Origin of the sequence: Streptomyces sp. NPDC050423 (assembly GCF_040655445.1) — a bacterium.
In the GTDB taxonomy this organism is placed as follows: domain Bacteria; phylum Actinomycetota; class Actinomycetes; order Streptomycetales; family Streptomycetaceae; genus Streptomyces.
Window position 1 is genome coordinate 20,686 of record NZ_JBFAJY010000058.1, and the last position, 13,967, is coordinate 34,652.

General features: G+C 69.4%; 13 protein-coding genes and 1 pseudogene. 8 read left to right on the forward strand and 6 right to left on the reverse strand.

Annotation, left to right across the window (positions count from 1 at the left end; genetic code table 11):
* Window positions 1-8: 8 nt before the first annotated feature.
* Window positions 9-1,244, forward strand: a complete 1,236-nt coding sequence (locus tag AB0I52_RS30445) for an ABC transporter permease (protein WP_363078072.1) — start codon at window positions 9-11, stop codon at window positions 1,242-1,244.
* 563 nt (window positions 1,245-1,807) lie between these two features.
* On the opposite strand, the gene AB0I52_RS30450 is transcribed toward AB0I52_RS30445, so the two are convergent.
* Window positions 1,808-2,503, reverse strand: coding sequence for a hypothetical protein (locus tag AB0I52_RS30450; RefSeq protein WP_363078074.1), 696 nt, complete (start codon window positions 2,501-2,503; stop codon window positions 1,808-1,810).
* A gap of 77 nt (window positions 2,504-2,580) precedes the next feature.
* Window positions 2,581-2,856, reverse strand: coding sequence for a hypothetical protein (locus AB0I52_RS30455; RefSeq protein WP_136314796.1), 276 nt, complete (start codon window positions 2,854-2,856; stop codon window positions 2,581-2,583).
* A gap of 592 nt (window positions 2,857-3,448) precedes the next feature.
* Between AB0I52_RS30455 and AB0I52_RS30460 the strand changes: the two genes are divergently transcribed.
* Together AB0I52_RS30460 and AB0I52_RS30465 are read left to right on the forward strand one after the other, a co-directional pair.
* Window positions 3,449-3,697 (forward strand): type II toxin-antitoxin system CcdA family antitoxin, encoded by a 249-nt coding sequence (locus AB0I52_RS30460; RefSeq protein WP_363078076.1) that lies wholly within the window; start codon window positions 3,449-3,451, stop codon window positions 3,695-3,697.
* Window positions 3,694-4,095 (forward strand): DNA-binding protein, encoded by a 402-nt coding sequence (locus AB0I52_RS30465; RefSeq protein ID WP_363078078.1) that lies wholly within the window; start codon window positions 3,694-3,696, stop codon window positions 4,093-4,095. The genes AB0I52_RS30460 and AB0I52_RS30465 overlap by 4 nt, the downstream gene beginning before the upstream one ends.
* Before the next feature lie 373 nt (window positions 4,096-4,468).
* Here AB0I52_RS30465 and AB0I52_RS30470 read toward each other — a convergent pair whose 3' ends face one another.
* The 4 genes and pseudogenes from AB0I52_RS30470 to AB0I52_RS30485 form a co-directional block, all read right to left on the reverse strand.
* Entirely contained in the window at window positions 4,469-6,640 is a 2,172-nt protein-coding gene (locus tag AB0I52_RS30470; RefSeq protein WP_363078080.1) for a VCBS repeat-containing protein, read from the reverse strand.
* Between the two features lie 1,005 nt (window positions 6,641-7,645).
* Window positions 7,646-9,322, reverse strand: a complete 1,677-nt coding sequence (locus AB0I52_RS30475) for a protein kinase (RefSeq protein ID WP_363078082.1) — start codon at window positions 9,320-9,322, stop codon at window positions 7,646-7,648.
* A 160-nt stretch (window positions 9,323-9,482) separates the two neighbouring features.
* A pseudogene (locus AB0I52_RS30480) lies at window positions 9,483-9,859 on the reverse strand (transposase); the annotation flags it as partial.
* A 332-nt stretch (window positions 9,860-10,191) separates the two neighbouring features.
* Window positions 10,192-10,374, reverse strand: a complete 183-nt coding sequence (locus tag AB0I52_RS30485; RefSeq protein WP_363078084.1) for a hypothetical protein — start codon at window positions 10,372-10,374, stop codon at window positions 10,192-10,194.
* Window positions 10,375-10,526: 152 nt separating this feature from the next.
* Between AB0I52_RS30485 and AB0I52_RS30490 the strand changes: the two genes are divergently transcribed.
* The 5 genes from AB0I52_RS30490 to AB0I52_RS30510 all read left to right on the forward strand — a co-directional run bounded on the left by AB0I52_RS30490 (window position 10,527) and on the right by AB0I52_RS30510 (window position 13,792).
* Window positions 10,527-11,072, forward strand: coding sequence for a hypothetical protein (locus AB0I52_RS30490; RefSeq protein ID WP_363078086.1), 546 nt, complete (start codon window positions 10,527-10,529; stop codon window positions 11,070-11,072).
* A gap of 143 nt (window positions 11,073-11,215) precedes the next feature.
* Window positions 11,216-12,322, forward strand: a complete 1,107-nt coding sequence (locus AB0I52_RS30495) for a histidine kinase (RefSeq protein WP_363078088.1) — start codon at window positions 11,216-11,218, stop codon at window positions 12,320-12,322.
* Window positions 12,319-12,984, forward strand: a complete 666-nt coding sequence (locus AB0I52_RS30500) for a response regulator transcription factor (RefSeq protein ID WP_363078090.1) — start codon at window positions 12,319-12,321, stop codon at window positions 12,982-12,984. The genes AB0I52_RS30495 and AB0I52_RS30500 overlap by 4 nt, the downstream gene beginning before the upstream one ends.
* Before the next feature lie 247 nt (window positions 12,985-13,231).
* A complete protein-coding gene (locus AB0I52_RS30505) occupies window positions 13,232-13,393 on the forward strand; it encodes a hypothetical protein (protein ID WP_363078092.1) in 162 nt (53 codons plus the stop codon).
* A gap of 156 nt (window positions 13,394-13,549) precedes the next feature.
* A complete protein-coding gene (locus AB0I52_RS30510) occupies window positions 13,550-13,792 on the forward strand; it encodes a hypothetical protein (RefSeq protein WP_363078094.1) in 243 nt (80 codons plus the stop codon).
* The last annotated feature ends 175 nt before the right edge of the window (window positions 13,793-13,967 follow it).

Sequence of the window (13,967 nt, forward strand, 5' to 3'; positions counted from 1 at the left end):
CGGCTTCCGTGAACACCACACGGGCCGGAGGGAACGTCGAGCGCCCTTGGATGGACTTCCGGGACCTGTGGTCCGAGGCGCTGGCGGGGGTGCTCGCCCGCCCGTTGCGATCCGCCCTGACCACGCTCGGCACCGTTCTGGGCATCACCACCCTGGTCATCACCATCGGGATCTCGTCCACGGCGGGCAATCAGATCGTGGGCCGGTTCGACGCCCTGACCGCCACCTCGGTCACGGTGGGGGTGCCCTCCGTGGCGGCAGCCGGCTCCGGCCCGCTGGTGGACTGGTCAGATGTGGACGCGGTGCGCCGGCTGGCCGGGGTCGAGTCGGTGGCGGCGCTCGCGGACTCCCAGGCGACCGCGAGCGTCGAGGTGCGTGCCAACGACGTGGTCGCTCCCGGCGAGGTCAACGGTCAGACCATGGCGGTCGTCGCCGCGTCTCCCACGCTGCCGGCCGCGGTACGGGGCGGGATGACCGCCGGGCGCTTCTTCGACGAGGGGGACATCGACCGGCACGACCGGGTGACGGTCCTCGGCGACCAGGCGGCACGGCTCCTCGGCATCAGCTCGGTGGAGGAGGCCCCCGCGGTCTTCCTGAAGGGCCAGGCGTACACGGTGATCGGGATACTCGGCTCGGTGGAGCGGGAACAGCAGCTCGCCACCGCGATGATCCTGCCGCCCACGACGGCCGCGGACCGGATGGGGCTGGGGACCGTGACCCGGGTACTGATCAACACCTCGCTCGGCGCGGCGAACCAGGTCGCCCGCCAGGCGCCGATCGCGCTGGCCCCCGGAGCCGAGGCCTCCCTGAGCGTGACGGCACCGGCCGATCCGGCCAAGGCCCGCAAGGGAGTGCAGGGCGACGTCAACGGACTGTTCCTGGTCCTCGGCCTGGTCTCGCTGGTCGTCGGGGCCATCGGTATCGCCAATGTGACACTGGTGACGGTCGTCGAGCGGATCGGGGAGATCGGCCTGCGCCGCGCCCTCGGGGCCTCGCGGCGCCATGTCGCCGGCCAGTTCCTGGTGGAGTCGACGACGATCGGACTCCTCGGCGGTGTCGTGGGGGCCGCCCTGGGCATGGTCGTCGTGGTGATCGTCGCCGCGGTCAAGGAGTGGACCCCGGTCCTGGACGTCAGCCTCGCCCTCGGAGCCCCGGTCGCCGGAGCCCTGGTGGGGCTCCTGGCCGGCCTCTACCCGTCACTGCGGGCCTCCCGCATGGAACCGGTCGACGCCCTGCGCTCGTAGTCGGACCCGCAGCGTGCCCGCACGGGCGGGAGGCCACGGACGACAGGGGTACGGCCCTGCGCTTCCATACGCCACACTCAACGATATAAGCGCAGGTCAAGATGTATCCGGCTCTCCAAGCCCGGGAGCTTCCTCACTCAAGCTGCATGCCACCACGAACTCGACACGGCCGCCCACCTCAGGGAAGTCCTCACATGGCGCCTGAACCGCCTTCAGAATCCGGCAGACGGGAAGCCGCCGCGCAACAAAGCTGCAGGGCGAGTCCAGCCCAGCCCCGCCACCACCACCCCGAGCCCCACGCAGCCGACGCCTCGGCCAAGGAGTTGGTGACCGAGGCTGCCCGTGCAGCAAGCCCCCCTCTCTGTCACCCAAGGCTGACAGAGAGGGGGTATCGATACGACACTCGGATCCGCTAAGTGTCAACCTGTTCCTGTAGGTCAGGCCGCACATCGATGCCCGAGCGCCGGTTGCTTCCCAAGCTCAGAGCGCGAGTTCGATTCTCGTCACCCGCTCTTTAATGAAGGCCCAGGTCAGTGACCTGGGCCTTGTTTCTGTTCCGGCTGCTACGGCTCTGCGTCGAGGACTCGGGCGGCTTCGCGAGGGTCCATCAGGTTGGACCAGGCTTGTTCGGCGGGGAGCAGGTCCCGCTCCGGCAGGGCGTATTCGGGGTACCAGCCGTCGGCCTCGCAGCCGGGAACGTTGCGCAGAATCAATGTCGTGAGGTTCGGCGGGACCGAACCCGTGATCCGCACCGCGAGGTAGGTTTCGTGGCCGTCGTCGGCGCGGACCTGAAGGCCGACGGTGAAGGTGTCGAAATCCACCGTGTGCTCCTGACCGTCCCGGAGGGTGGCACGGCTCAGGGTCAGAACCGTGGTCCGGAGCCGCCGGACGAAACGGACTCCAGCTTCGGCGCGATAGCGGACGTGGTCCTCGCGAGCGGGGAGTAAGTGGGCGGTGTACGTGGCGGACTTGAGCGCGTCGGTGTTGCCGGCGTTGTAGCGGGTTCGGGCAGTCTTGCCGTCGGCCTCGAGAGCGGCATAGAAGTCGTCGGTGGAGCCGTCCTCGCGGCGGCCGGCCGCCACCAGCCACGGAAGGTCGGCGTCCACCCAGACCGCCCCGCGCCAGCGCTGGACCTTCACCTTGAACAACACCTGGTCATCGACAGCGCGGATGCGCTCATGCTTGGCGTCGTCCGCCGCGAACTGCTCGGCGGCCTTCGCCAGGATCGGGTGCTCGATCTCGTCCAGGGGGTCGGTCACCGCCGATAGGGGCAACCCGAGGTCATCGCGCAGACATCGCAGGGTGGGCCTGGCGGGACGCATCGCAGCGTGAAGGGTCATTCGTCGATCCCGCCGACCGCGTCGATCTCCTCCGCGGTCAGACCGGTCAGGAGCATGACGTCCGACTTCAAGGAGCCGTCCAGGACGCTGAGCGCTTCCACCATGCCCTCGCGCAGATCCTCACGCCGCTGGTCCAGGTAAACCCGTACCGCCTCCGCGACCAGGTCCTTCTTCGTCAGGCCCAGGAAATGCGCGCCCTGGCTGATCAACTTGTCCGTCGCCGGGTCCACCTTGAGCGGCGACTGCCGGGGCGGCTTCGAAGCCGTGGTCATAATTCCCACCTCCACATTCACGGTACCTTAGTACCTCATGTTGGAGTCTTCCGCTGGTGACCGCGATGAGTTGCAGTCCGCCGACCGCCAGTACTGCGGCTCCGAATCGATGACGGCCAACCGAATTGCCCTGCGACAGATCGCCAGGGATGAAATCGCACGACGGCAAGCGCCTGGTCCAGCACGGTGACACTTTCCCACCCACGGCACGGCGGCATCGATCACCCTCGTGCCCCATCCGTGCCCTTCGGAGCGGACAGCAGCGGTCAAGCACGGTACCCAGAGACCACGCCGGCCTCGACCACTCCAGCCAAACATGCAGGTCAGAGCCACTACAGTCGTTCAAGAACTGTTGATTCCCAAGCTCAGAGCGCGAGTTCGATTCTCGTCACCCGCTCTTTGAATAAGGCCCTGGTCAATGACCGGGGCCTTTTGCTTGCCGTCCAGCAACACCGGCCCGGAGCCTCACTCGCTACGGACGGCCGGAGAGCGACCGCCCCCATGTCTCCACCCGGATCATGCGACCGCGGGCGTCAAGGCTGGGGTCCTGAGACCCGAGCCAGCATGCGCATACTCCAGTATGCTTTGACTTATGTCCTCGACGACTCGCATCACCGTCACGCTCCCCAGCGATCAGGTGGCGGAGCTCCGCAAGCTCACGGACAACGTCTCCGGCTATGTAGCGGAAGCCGTGGCCCGCCAGATCAGGCACCAGCTCCTGGGCGACGACCTCCGCCGTCACGAGGAGGAGCACGGACCCTTCAGGGACGAGGAGCTCGCCGAGGCCCGCGCGAAGATCCTTGGCGCCGCCGGCTCCTCCAAGGGCGCGGACGCCGCGTGAGCGAGCGCATCGAGACCGTCGTGCTGGACTCGGAGGGGCTCTCCGCCTGGATCACGCAGGAACGCAAGCTCCTCGCGATGCTGCAGGTCTTCCACGACATGGGAGCCGACCTCGTGATCGGGGCCAACACCATCGTGGAAGTCAGCCACTCCCGCACCAATATCCCCCGCCTGAACTGGGCCCTGTCCCGCGTCAAGGTGGAGCCGGTCAGCGAACAAGCGGCGAAAGCGGCAGCGGAGCTCCTCAAAGCCGCCGGACTGCACGGGCACAAGTACGCCGTCGACGCCACGGTCGCCGAAGTCGCCCTGCGCCAGCCGAAACCGGTCGTCCTCCTGACGTCCGACAGCGACGACATGACCAAGCTCTGCGGCAACCAAGTACGCATCATCCCTCTCTGACCCGCCGGCCCACCCGAAGCACGCGCCACGGGGCACGGCCAGGGAACGGGGCAGCTGGTCTGCACGCCGGCGCGTGCCCGGTCCGTACTCGAACCAAAGCTCAGGACCGATGACGTCGAGGTCACCCTGCGGCCGTCCGAAGGCGCCGTGCTGGGCACCTACCGGTGTGCGGAGTTCCTCAACGGCTGAAGTGAGCGGCTGAGTTCGCTGCAACCTTCCGGGTGCGGTGAACTGCCGTCCAGCCAGGACGGCAGGGCCGTCGGTCCGCCCTTCCGGGGCGAGCTGGTCCGGGCGGACCCGCCGGGACCGGAGCCGGATGCGAGGACGGCCAATCGGGACCCCGTGGTCCCGAGTGGCCGTCGGATCCGCGCCGTCAGGAGATGCGGATGTTCGACCAGTTCATGGCCTTGCCGACCTGCGAGCGGTTGCCGAAACCGCCGTGGCCGTTGCCCCGGTTCAGCCAGGCGCGGCCGTTCTTGTCGAGGGAGACGAGATCGGCCCGGCCGTCCCCGGACAGGTCGAGCCCGCCGACCACGTCCTTGTAGGAGGTGCCCCAGTCCTTGAAGACCAGCGACCGGGGCCTGAACGTGCCGGCGCCGGTTCCCCTGAACCGCCACAGCTCGTTCGACGCGTCGAGGGCCAGCAGGTCGTTCTTGCCGTCGCCGTCGAGGTCTCCGGCGGCGATCAGTCTCTTGTAGCCGCCGAAGCCGGACCCGGTGAGCGAGCGGGCCTTGAAGCCGCCCGCGCCGTTGTTCGCGTACACGTACAGCTTCCCGGTCGAGGCGGACCGGGTCAGCAGGTCGGCCCGGCCGTCGCCCGTCACGTCGCCGGGCGAGACGACCGCGTCGTACCCGCTCCAGTCCGAGGACACCTTGACGTGGAACGACTGCTGGTCGGGCAGCCCGCCGCAGATCGTCGGGTAGACGCGGGCCTCGCCCTTCGGGTAGCGGACGAACACGTCGTTGCAGCGGTCGCCGTCGAGGTCGCCGAACGGCAGCACGAGCGTGCCCGTCGGCCAGCTGCTCGCGCGCTGCCCCGCGGTCAGCTTCGTCGAGTCGCCCGCGTACACCTTCAGCCCGGTGCCGTTGCGGCCGAACAGGTCGGCCTTGCCGTCGTCCGTGTAGTCACGCCACTTGGGCAGCGCGCGGCTGGTGGTGGTGGCCTGGTGGACGCCGTCCAGGGCGAAGCTGTTCGTCCCGGTCAGCTTGTACTCGTCCCACAGCACGACGGGCCGGCCGAGCGCGTCGGCGGCCACCTGGGGCGCCCCGGTGAACCGGGCATTCGTCGCGCTCAGCCGCCGCGGGGCGGACCAGGTGCCGCCCTTGAAGACGGCGGCCATCGTGTACTCCTCGCCCGAGTACCCCTCCCGCCACGTCACCGTGACCGTGCCGCCCGAGGTGGCGGCCGCGCCGACCGCGCGCACCTTCTTGTGCGTGGAGAAGGGCTGCGTGTACGGCTGCCAGGCGCCGGTGGCCGCCGAGCGCACCGCGTACCAGGGGCCGGTCGAGTAGCCCGGCCCGCCGGCGGCGAAGAGGTCGCCGTTGGGCAGGTAGGCGGGTGCCGTCATCCCGTACGTGCTGCCGTGGTCGGCGGCGGACCGCGGAGTGCTCCACTGCGTGGCGACGACGGACCGGCGCGTGTGCATGAGGTGCGCGAGATGGTCGTAGAACACGTCGAAGCCGCCCTGCGGACCGGCGAACACCTTCGGGCGCGCCAGGTCCACGCCCGGGACCGGGAAGCGCTGGACCGCGGTCCAGGCGGACGCGCCGGGGGCCTTCTCCAGGGCGACGACGGCCTTGCTTGCCTGCCACTGCCACACCAGCAGGGTGGTGCCGTCCTTGGCGACCGCCAGGTCCATGCTGGAAATGTCCCGACTGCCGGACGGCGGCTGCTCGTTCAGGTCGGCCGGAGCGGTCCACACGGCCTGCGGGCCGGTCTTCTCGGCGGCCTTCACGACGCCGGAGACCGACCACACGGCGACCAGCCGGCCGTCGGGGGCCGCCGCCAGGTGGTGGTAGCCCTTCTGGGGAACCGCGGCGACGTACTCGGGCTCGGAGAAGGCCGTCGCGCCGGGCTTGAGGGTGGCCACTTTCAGCCAGTAGTTGTCGTGGTCGTCGGCGCGCTCGGCCCGCCAGACCAGACGCACCGAGCCGTCGCCGAGCGAGACGAGCTCGGTGTTGTACCCGCCGGCGTCCGGCCAGGTCTGCGGAGCGAGCCAACGGGTGCTGCCGGCGGTCCGGATCCGGGTGGAACGGGAGAGCCCGTCACCGGTGAGGGAGACGAGGGCGCCGTTCCCGGCCGGCTCCAAGGCGTTCAGCCCGCCCGAGGCGGAGGCGGGGTCGGGGTTCGGGGCGTGCAGGGTGCGGGTGCCCCACGGGCCCGGCGCACGCGTCTCGACGGCGGCCGGGGTGGTGGCCGTGGCGGTGGTGCCGGTGGCCGCGCCCACGGCCGTGGCGGTGGTGTGGGCGGCGGCCGGGGCCGCGGCGGCCAGGGCAAGAACGGGAGTGAGCACGATGCCGAGCACCGCGCGGGACTGCGAAGTCATGGGAATGCCCCCCCGGGCGTGGCGTATCCGGTGACACAGATTCGCCATACTGTTCGAACAAGACTGGCGCAGCGTATATCAGCCAAGATCGGCCCGCGCAGAGGTTTTTCCCCCCGCTCAGAGGAATTCGGCCGGCGCGTCCAGCGCGCAGCGACGCTCGGACCCGGGGTGGCTACGCGACGTCTCCCCCGAGGCCGTGCCAGAAGTGGCAGCTCGCGCTCGACATGCTCGATGAGACCCGCTCGTGGGGCATCCCGGCGCATCGAACACGACTACCGGGAAATGAAGCAGGCCCTGGGCCTGGCCCACTTCGAGGGCCGGACCTGGTCAGGCTGGCATCCCCACGTCACCCTCGTCTCCGTCGCGCATGCCATCTGTACTTTGCAACGACTGACCAGAGCCCCAAAAAGAACATGGCGCCGGTCTGAGCCTCTACCGCGTCGTCCGCGGGCTACAGACCCTGCTCGCGACAAGGGCCGGCGCCTGCCCCACCTGCCACCGCGACATACCCACACCAACACCGACCTGACCAAGTCCTACTGGGCCACTGGAAGGCCGCTCTCCGCGATCCGCCGCTCAACGCGTACCTCACTAACCACCGTCGGCATCTGGCCCGGCCTAAGGGCTGTCCCGCAATTGCTGGTGGAACAGCGCGCGGCGTCAGATGCGGTGCATCGCAAGGCGGAGGGACGCCCGAATACTGGATGTATTCGGGCGTTCCGACAACGCAGCGAGGTGCCGTAGCTGTCGTCGTGCGCCCGCCAGGAATTGCGGGACAGCCCTTAGCTAGGTGTTCTGTCCACGGAGGGCGGCGAGGCTTCTTCTTCCCCATGCTCTCCATGATGGACATCCTCCCGGGGCTGAACCCCAGATCCCGAATGTCCGTCAAAGCGGATCAAGCCCAACCGTGGCTCCGGCCGTTGCGCGATCACGTCGGTGACCGGAGAGCGCGGGTCGCCCGCCGGCCCTCAAGGTGGGGCGCCCGGGACGCGCCTGCTGTCGGCGTCAGATGTGCGTGTTCGTGGCCCACACCTGCTTCCCACCGGCCATGATGACGACGTTGCCGTCGGGCTGGATGACCAGGGTGGCGTTGGTGAAGCCGACCGGGTCCGAGGCCCATATCGCTCGACCGGCCGCGGTGTAGATGACGAGATTGCCGTCATCCTGGAACGCCGCCATGTTGTTCTTGCCGGAGGTGCCGGCAGCCCACATCACCCGCTTCTCCTGCCGGTCGTAGAGCACGAGGTTGCCATCGGCCTGCATGCCCAGCTGCAGTCGGCCGGACTTCCAGGACGTGGCGGCGTGCAGCTTCGCGACCGGCTTGACGACGAGCGGCGCCGGGGCCGTCGCAGGGGCACCACTCGCGGCGTGTTCCGGGATCTCGGCCTGGGCGGTCGCCTGCCCGGTCGGTGAGGTGTGCGTCGTAGTCCCTGTGCTGGGGAAAGGGGTCCCTGCGCTCGGGAGAACCGCAGAGTTCCCGGGGCTCTTGGCTTTGCCGGCGGGCTTCTTCGGCGTCGCCGACGCGGATTCCAGCCCTCCTGGCACGCCGGCCGGGCTGTCCCTCGCCTCCGGCGATGCGGCCGATCCGACAGCCGCGAGCTTGCTCTGGTCGTCCGTCGATCCCTTGCCGTCGCTCAGGAACGGCAGGGTGATCAGGGCCACCGCCACAACGCCCACAACGGCCGCCAGCACCTTCGTCCGGCGACCGCGTGAGCGACGGTCATCCGACGGTTCCTGCGACCCGCCGACGTCCTGCCCGGCCGAGGCCACCGCAGTGGCCCCGGTGGCGGGCCGCTCCCGCTCCTCCGCCCGCTCCTCGGCCTGCGCCGGCTCTGCCATCTCCCGTTCGATCAGCAGTAGTTTCTGGGCGGCCTGCTCGGCCGTCATCCGATCCTGCGGGTCTTTGCGCATCAGGCCCTCGATGACCGACGTGAGCGCTCCCGCCCTGTGCGGCGACGGCAATTCCTCGTCCACGACGGCGCGTAGTGTCGCCAGCGCCGTCGATTGACGGAACGGCGAACGGCCCTGGACGGCTGTGTAGAGAAGCGCGCCCAGCGACCACAGGTCGGACGTAGCGTCCGGCGTCCGGCCCAATGCTCTCTCCGGCGCCAGATACTCGGGGGAGCCGACAACCTCGCCGGTCATCGTCAACGCCGTGTCTCCCTCCACGGTAGCGATTCCGAAGTCGGTCAGTACCACCCGGCCGTCCTCGCCCAGCAGGACGTTGGCGGGTTTCACGTCGCGGTGCAGCACTCCTGCCCCGTGCGCGGCACGAAGTGCGGCCAGCACCTTGGCGCCGATGCGCGCGGCTTCCTTTGGTGACAGCGCGCCCGTGGCGGAGATGACGTCGGCCAGCGACCGGCCGCGGACGAGTTCCATCACGATCCACGGCCGGCCGTCGAAGGTGACCACGTCATAAACGGTCACAACCTCAGCACAGTCGACCCGTGCCGCCGCCCACGCCTCCCGCTCCAGCCGGGTGTACAGACGCGATCGGTGCTCTGCCGGCAGCTCGGCGGAGGCGCGTACCTCCTTGACCGCCACCTCACGGTGCAGCACTTCGTCATAGGCGCGCCACACGGTGCCCATGCCGCCTTCGCCGAGTACTGACAACAGTCGGTAACGCCCGGCGACCGACCGCTTGCTACCGGCGTCCGGCGGAACCGATTCCTCGTTGTACATGGGGGAGAACTCCCTGCCTCGACGAATACCAGGGACAGTATGATGAATGCCGCCACATCTACTGAAACCGCGTCCTGCATGATGACGTTCTGTGCCGTCTCGCAGCCCAGTTGGCGAGGGAGAGGAAGACTGAGGCCGGGTGATTCCCCGTCGGTTTTCGTCAAGCCGTAGCTGGTGTGGGCGGTTGGTGGAAGGTGCCCTCTCGGAGCAGAGCGAAGAGGACATCGATGCGTCGTCGGGCCAGTGCGATGAGGGCTGCGATGTGGTGTCCCCTCGCGGCGCTTGCGGTCGTAGCAGGCGCGTGACTCGGGCGGGGAGAGCGAGGCCAACGCGGCGAGGCAGAAGAACTCGCTTGACCCGTTTGTTGCCGCTTCACGAGGGGTGCTCGCCGCGGATGGAGGAGCCGGAGTTTCTCGTCACGGGTGCCGGGCCGGCGTAGGCGGCGAGATGTCCGCCGGTGACGATGCCGCTGCCGTCACCGACGTCGATGAGGATGCGGGCCTCGGTCCTGATCCCGATGCCGGGCATGGAGATCAGGGAATGGCGATCAGGGAATGGCGATCCCCAGAGATCGCAGAGTCCTTCGTTATGCGGCTCGGTCCTCTTGACCGGACCTGTTGCGTGCCTCGTTGATGATCCGTTCGAACTCTGCGGGCGGCATCGCGCCGGCCGCGCCGTGCCTTAGGCGCTCGTCGCGGAAGTCCGCGATCCACGTCGCGATGCTCAGCCGCAGCCGCGCAAGTTCCTCGCTTTCGCCCGCCGCCGCGGCCCCGCAATCCGTGCGTGGGCGAGTCCGGACGAGGAGCCAAGGTACGGGAGTCCGCAGTCCGGGCAGCAGCGGGCCGGTGGACGCTGTGGGAGTACTTCCCCTACGCCGCCGGCCTCGCCCGGCGGCACGCGTCGCGGCGGGCCTCGTCGCGGCGGGCCTCGTCGCGGCGGGCCTCGTCGCCGCGCCGGAGCCGCCTCCGCCCCGCCTCAGGGCGCATGTCGTGCCGATCCAGGTCACCCCTGCCGACCCCGAGCGCGCTCGCCGCCGTGATGGGTCTGTGCACCTGCCTCTCCGAGCTCCCCCGGACCTTGCCAAGCGGTACGGCGCAGAGGCGCGGGGGCGGGTGGGGTGGAGGAGTGCGGGACGACGATCTCCACCTGTCGTTCCACCCATGGGTCCAGGTGCGCGAGGCCCTGCGCCAGCACTCTTGAGGGCATGACAACGACCGAGTGGATCACCGACATCGCCCTCGTCCTGATCGTCTTCCGGCAACTGCGGGAAGGCCGTCTCGACCTCAAGAGCTTCCTGATCCCGCTGGGGATCGTGGCCTTCGTGGCCCACACGTACCTCGACAGCGTGCCCACCGCGGGCAACGACCTGGTGCTGATCGGCGCGCTCATGACCGTCGGCGCGGCGCTCGGCATCGCGGGCGGCGTCCACACCCGCATCCGGGTTGCGGGCCAGCACCTGCTGATCAAGGCCGGCGCGGTCTCCGCGATCCTTTGGGTGCTCGGCATGGGTGCCCGCATGGGCTTCCAGTTCTGGGTCTCGCACGGCGGCGCCGACAACGTCGCGCGGTTCAGCATCGCCCACCACATCACCACCGACCAGGCCTGGGTCGCGGCCTTCGTCCTGATGGCACTCACCGAGGTCGTCACGCGACTCGCGACGATCTTCATCCGGAGCCGGATGGTGAACGGCAGGCAGGCGCAGACGACCGCATCGACGCACCCGGCGCCCTCTCTCGACCGCACGGCCTGACCGTGGACTATGGTCACGCCGTGCCCGAAGCACAGAGCGTCCCAGAAAAGCAGAGCACCCCTACGGAGCAGAGCGCGCCCGCTACGGGCTCGGCCCCGTACCGAGCATCCGGCCCCCTGGCCTTCGCAGGTCACGATCCTCGCGTGGGCTGGGTCCTGACCCTCTGCGTCATCGGCTCCGCGTTCCTCACGGTGCGGCCGATCGGTCTCAGCGGCCGGGGACTCGTGGTCGCCGCGCTCATCGTCGTCAACTCCCTCGCGCTCCTCGCCCGGCACCTGCCCGAGCACAGGGTCCCGCCCCGCGTCGCCCTGGTCGGGCTGACCCTCGGCATCGTCGCCGCGGCCGCCCTGATCGCCGTCAGCCGCAGCGGATCGAGCTACCTCTTCGCGTTCTTCATCGTCGGCCACGCCGGATACCGGCTGCAGCCCAGGCCGGCCCTGGTCCTCGCGGCGTTCTGCAGCCTGCTGTGCGGCGGAGTCCTGTACTTGCGCATCGGCCCCGGCCACCACCTGCTGCCCTGGGCGGTCGGTCTGGCCACCGGCACTCCGGTCGTTCTCGGCATCATCAACCGCAGCCGCCGGCGCGCCGTCCAGGCGGTGATCGAGGCCGCGGAGTCCGCCGAGCGGGCTGCCCGCGCCGAGGCCCAGGCCGCCGTCCTCACCGAGCGGGGACGGATCGCCCGCGACGTGCACGACGTCCTGGCCCACTCCCTCGCGGGCATCAACATGCAGCTGGAACTGGCGGACGCCCTGATCGAAAACGGTGACCTGGAGAGAGTCCGCGAGGCGAACCAGAAGGCGCACAGCATGGTCAAGGAGAGCCTGAAACAGGCCCAGTGGACCGTGCACGCGCTCCGTGAGGACTCCCTGCCGCTGGTGGGCAGCCTGACCGCGATGCTCGACTCGTCCGGCCACCGCGACGCCCTCACCCTCACCGGCACCGCGCGCGACGTGCCGTCCCAGGTCACGCAGAACCTGCTGCGGATCGCGCAGGAGTCGCTGACCAACGCCGCCCGGCACGCGCCCGGCGGCGAGGTCCACGTGGAGCTGACGTTCGATGCCGCATCAACGACACTGAGGATCCGTAACAGCGCGGCGACCCGTGCGGTGCGCGCGGGCATCGGCAGCGGAATGGGGCTGATCGGCATGCGGGAACGGGTCGCCCTGCTGGGTGCAACGATATCTGCGGGCCCGGTCAACGAAGGACCGGACGAAGGCGGCTGGCAAGTGGAGGCAGTGATACCGGGATGAGTGAACCGACGCAGAATCCTCAGCGGCTACGTGTGATCGTCGCCGACGACCAGGCTGCCGTACGGGAGCCGCTGGCCGCGGTCCTCGGCCTGGCCGAGGACATCGACGTCGTCGCCTCGGCCGCCGACGGCACCGAAGTACTCGCCGCAGTCGCCGCAGGCCCGGTCGACGTGGTCCTGATGGACCTGCGGATGCCGGTGATGGACGGCACCGAGGCGACCCGGCGGCTCACCGCGGAGCACCCCGAGGTCGCCGTGGTCATCCTGACCACGTTCGCCGACGACGACTCCATCCTGGCCGCGCTGAGCGCCGGCGCCACCGGCTACCTCACCAAGAACGCGGGGCGCCAGGACATCACCCGCGCCATCCGCGCCGCCGCCGCGGGGCAGTCCGTCCTCGACCGCGAAGTCCAGAACCGCCTCCTGGAGACGGTCCGCACCAAGCCCCCGGCCCCCGGACAGCCGCTGCCCGGCGACATCACCCCGCGCGAGCGCGAGGTCCTCACCCTGATCGGCCAGGGCCTGCCGAACCGTGCCATCGCCGAGAAGCTCTTCATCAGCGAGGCCACGGTGAAGACGCACATCAACAACCTCTTCGCCAAGGCGGACATCAAGGACCGCGCCGACGCCGTGCGCCGCGCCCTCGGGGCAGGCCTGGCCTGAGTCGTCGAGACTCTGCGGCCTCCACCTCGCGCGGCGATACTCTCTGCCCATCTCAGCAGATCAGGAGGGGCGTCATGCCGGTTGGGGCTGTGGACTTCTACCCACATCATCCGGTGCTCCTCATCGGATCCACCGATCCTCCGGAGCTGGACCGGGACAACGCGCCGGCTTGTAGCGACAGCAAACACATCGTCGTCCAGACTCGCGGCGGACCGACCTCACTCGGGTACCGATCTGGAACCGCGCTGTGCCTGTCATGGGAGACGACGTCTTCGAGGGGGTGCTGAACGTAGAGGGGTCGCGGGTATGCGTGGCCGACGACGAGGGCGCATGGACGCTCGCGACCCAGGTCGTGGACAGGATCGGACTGCGGTGGAACGGGTCGCCGACGCTGTTCACTCGCGCCTGAGCGCCGCAGTCGTGTACGAGTGATCGCCGTGCCTGCTGGGGCGGTGAACCACGGTGAGGCAGTCGGCTCACTCGACGCCACCCAGGAAGCGGCGTCGTCCCATCCCATCAGCTTCAAGACGGTGCGGACGGTGCGGACGGTGGCGATGAAGCGTGCATGCTGCCCCCGGCTCGCTGCGCCGACCGCGCCCCCGTCGCCAAGAAGATCACACTCGTGGGTTCGGTCAAGTGGCTGGAGAAGAAGCCCTTCGACAACCGTGGCCTCGCCCGCCTCATCACCCACCGCTCCCAGCTTCCCGGCGCCGACGACACCACCCCCTTGCTCGCCGTCACACGCAGCGGCTGCGCCGCCGACGTCCCCACTCTCACGCCCGAGGACCTCCATGGCGCCCGGACCTGAATCTGTGACCGGCCGTGCCACAACGTGCCAGCAGCAGCGGTGAAGAGCGGCCATCACCCGTTGCGTGCCCGATTGCGCTTCCCTCTCTGTCAGCCTTGGGTGAGACATCCCGATCTGTCGGGTTAGCCTGAGAGGGCGCGACAGGAGAATCACCCCTTATGACCAGCACCGAACC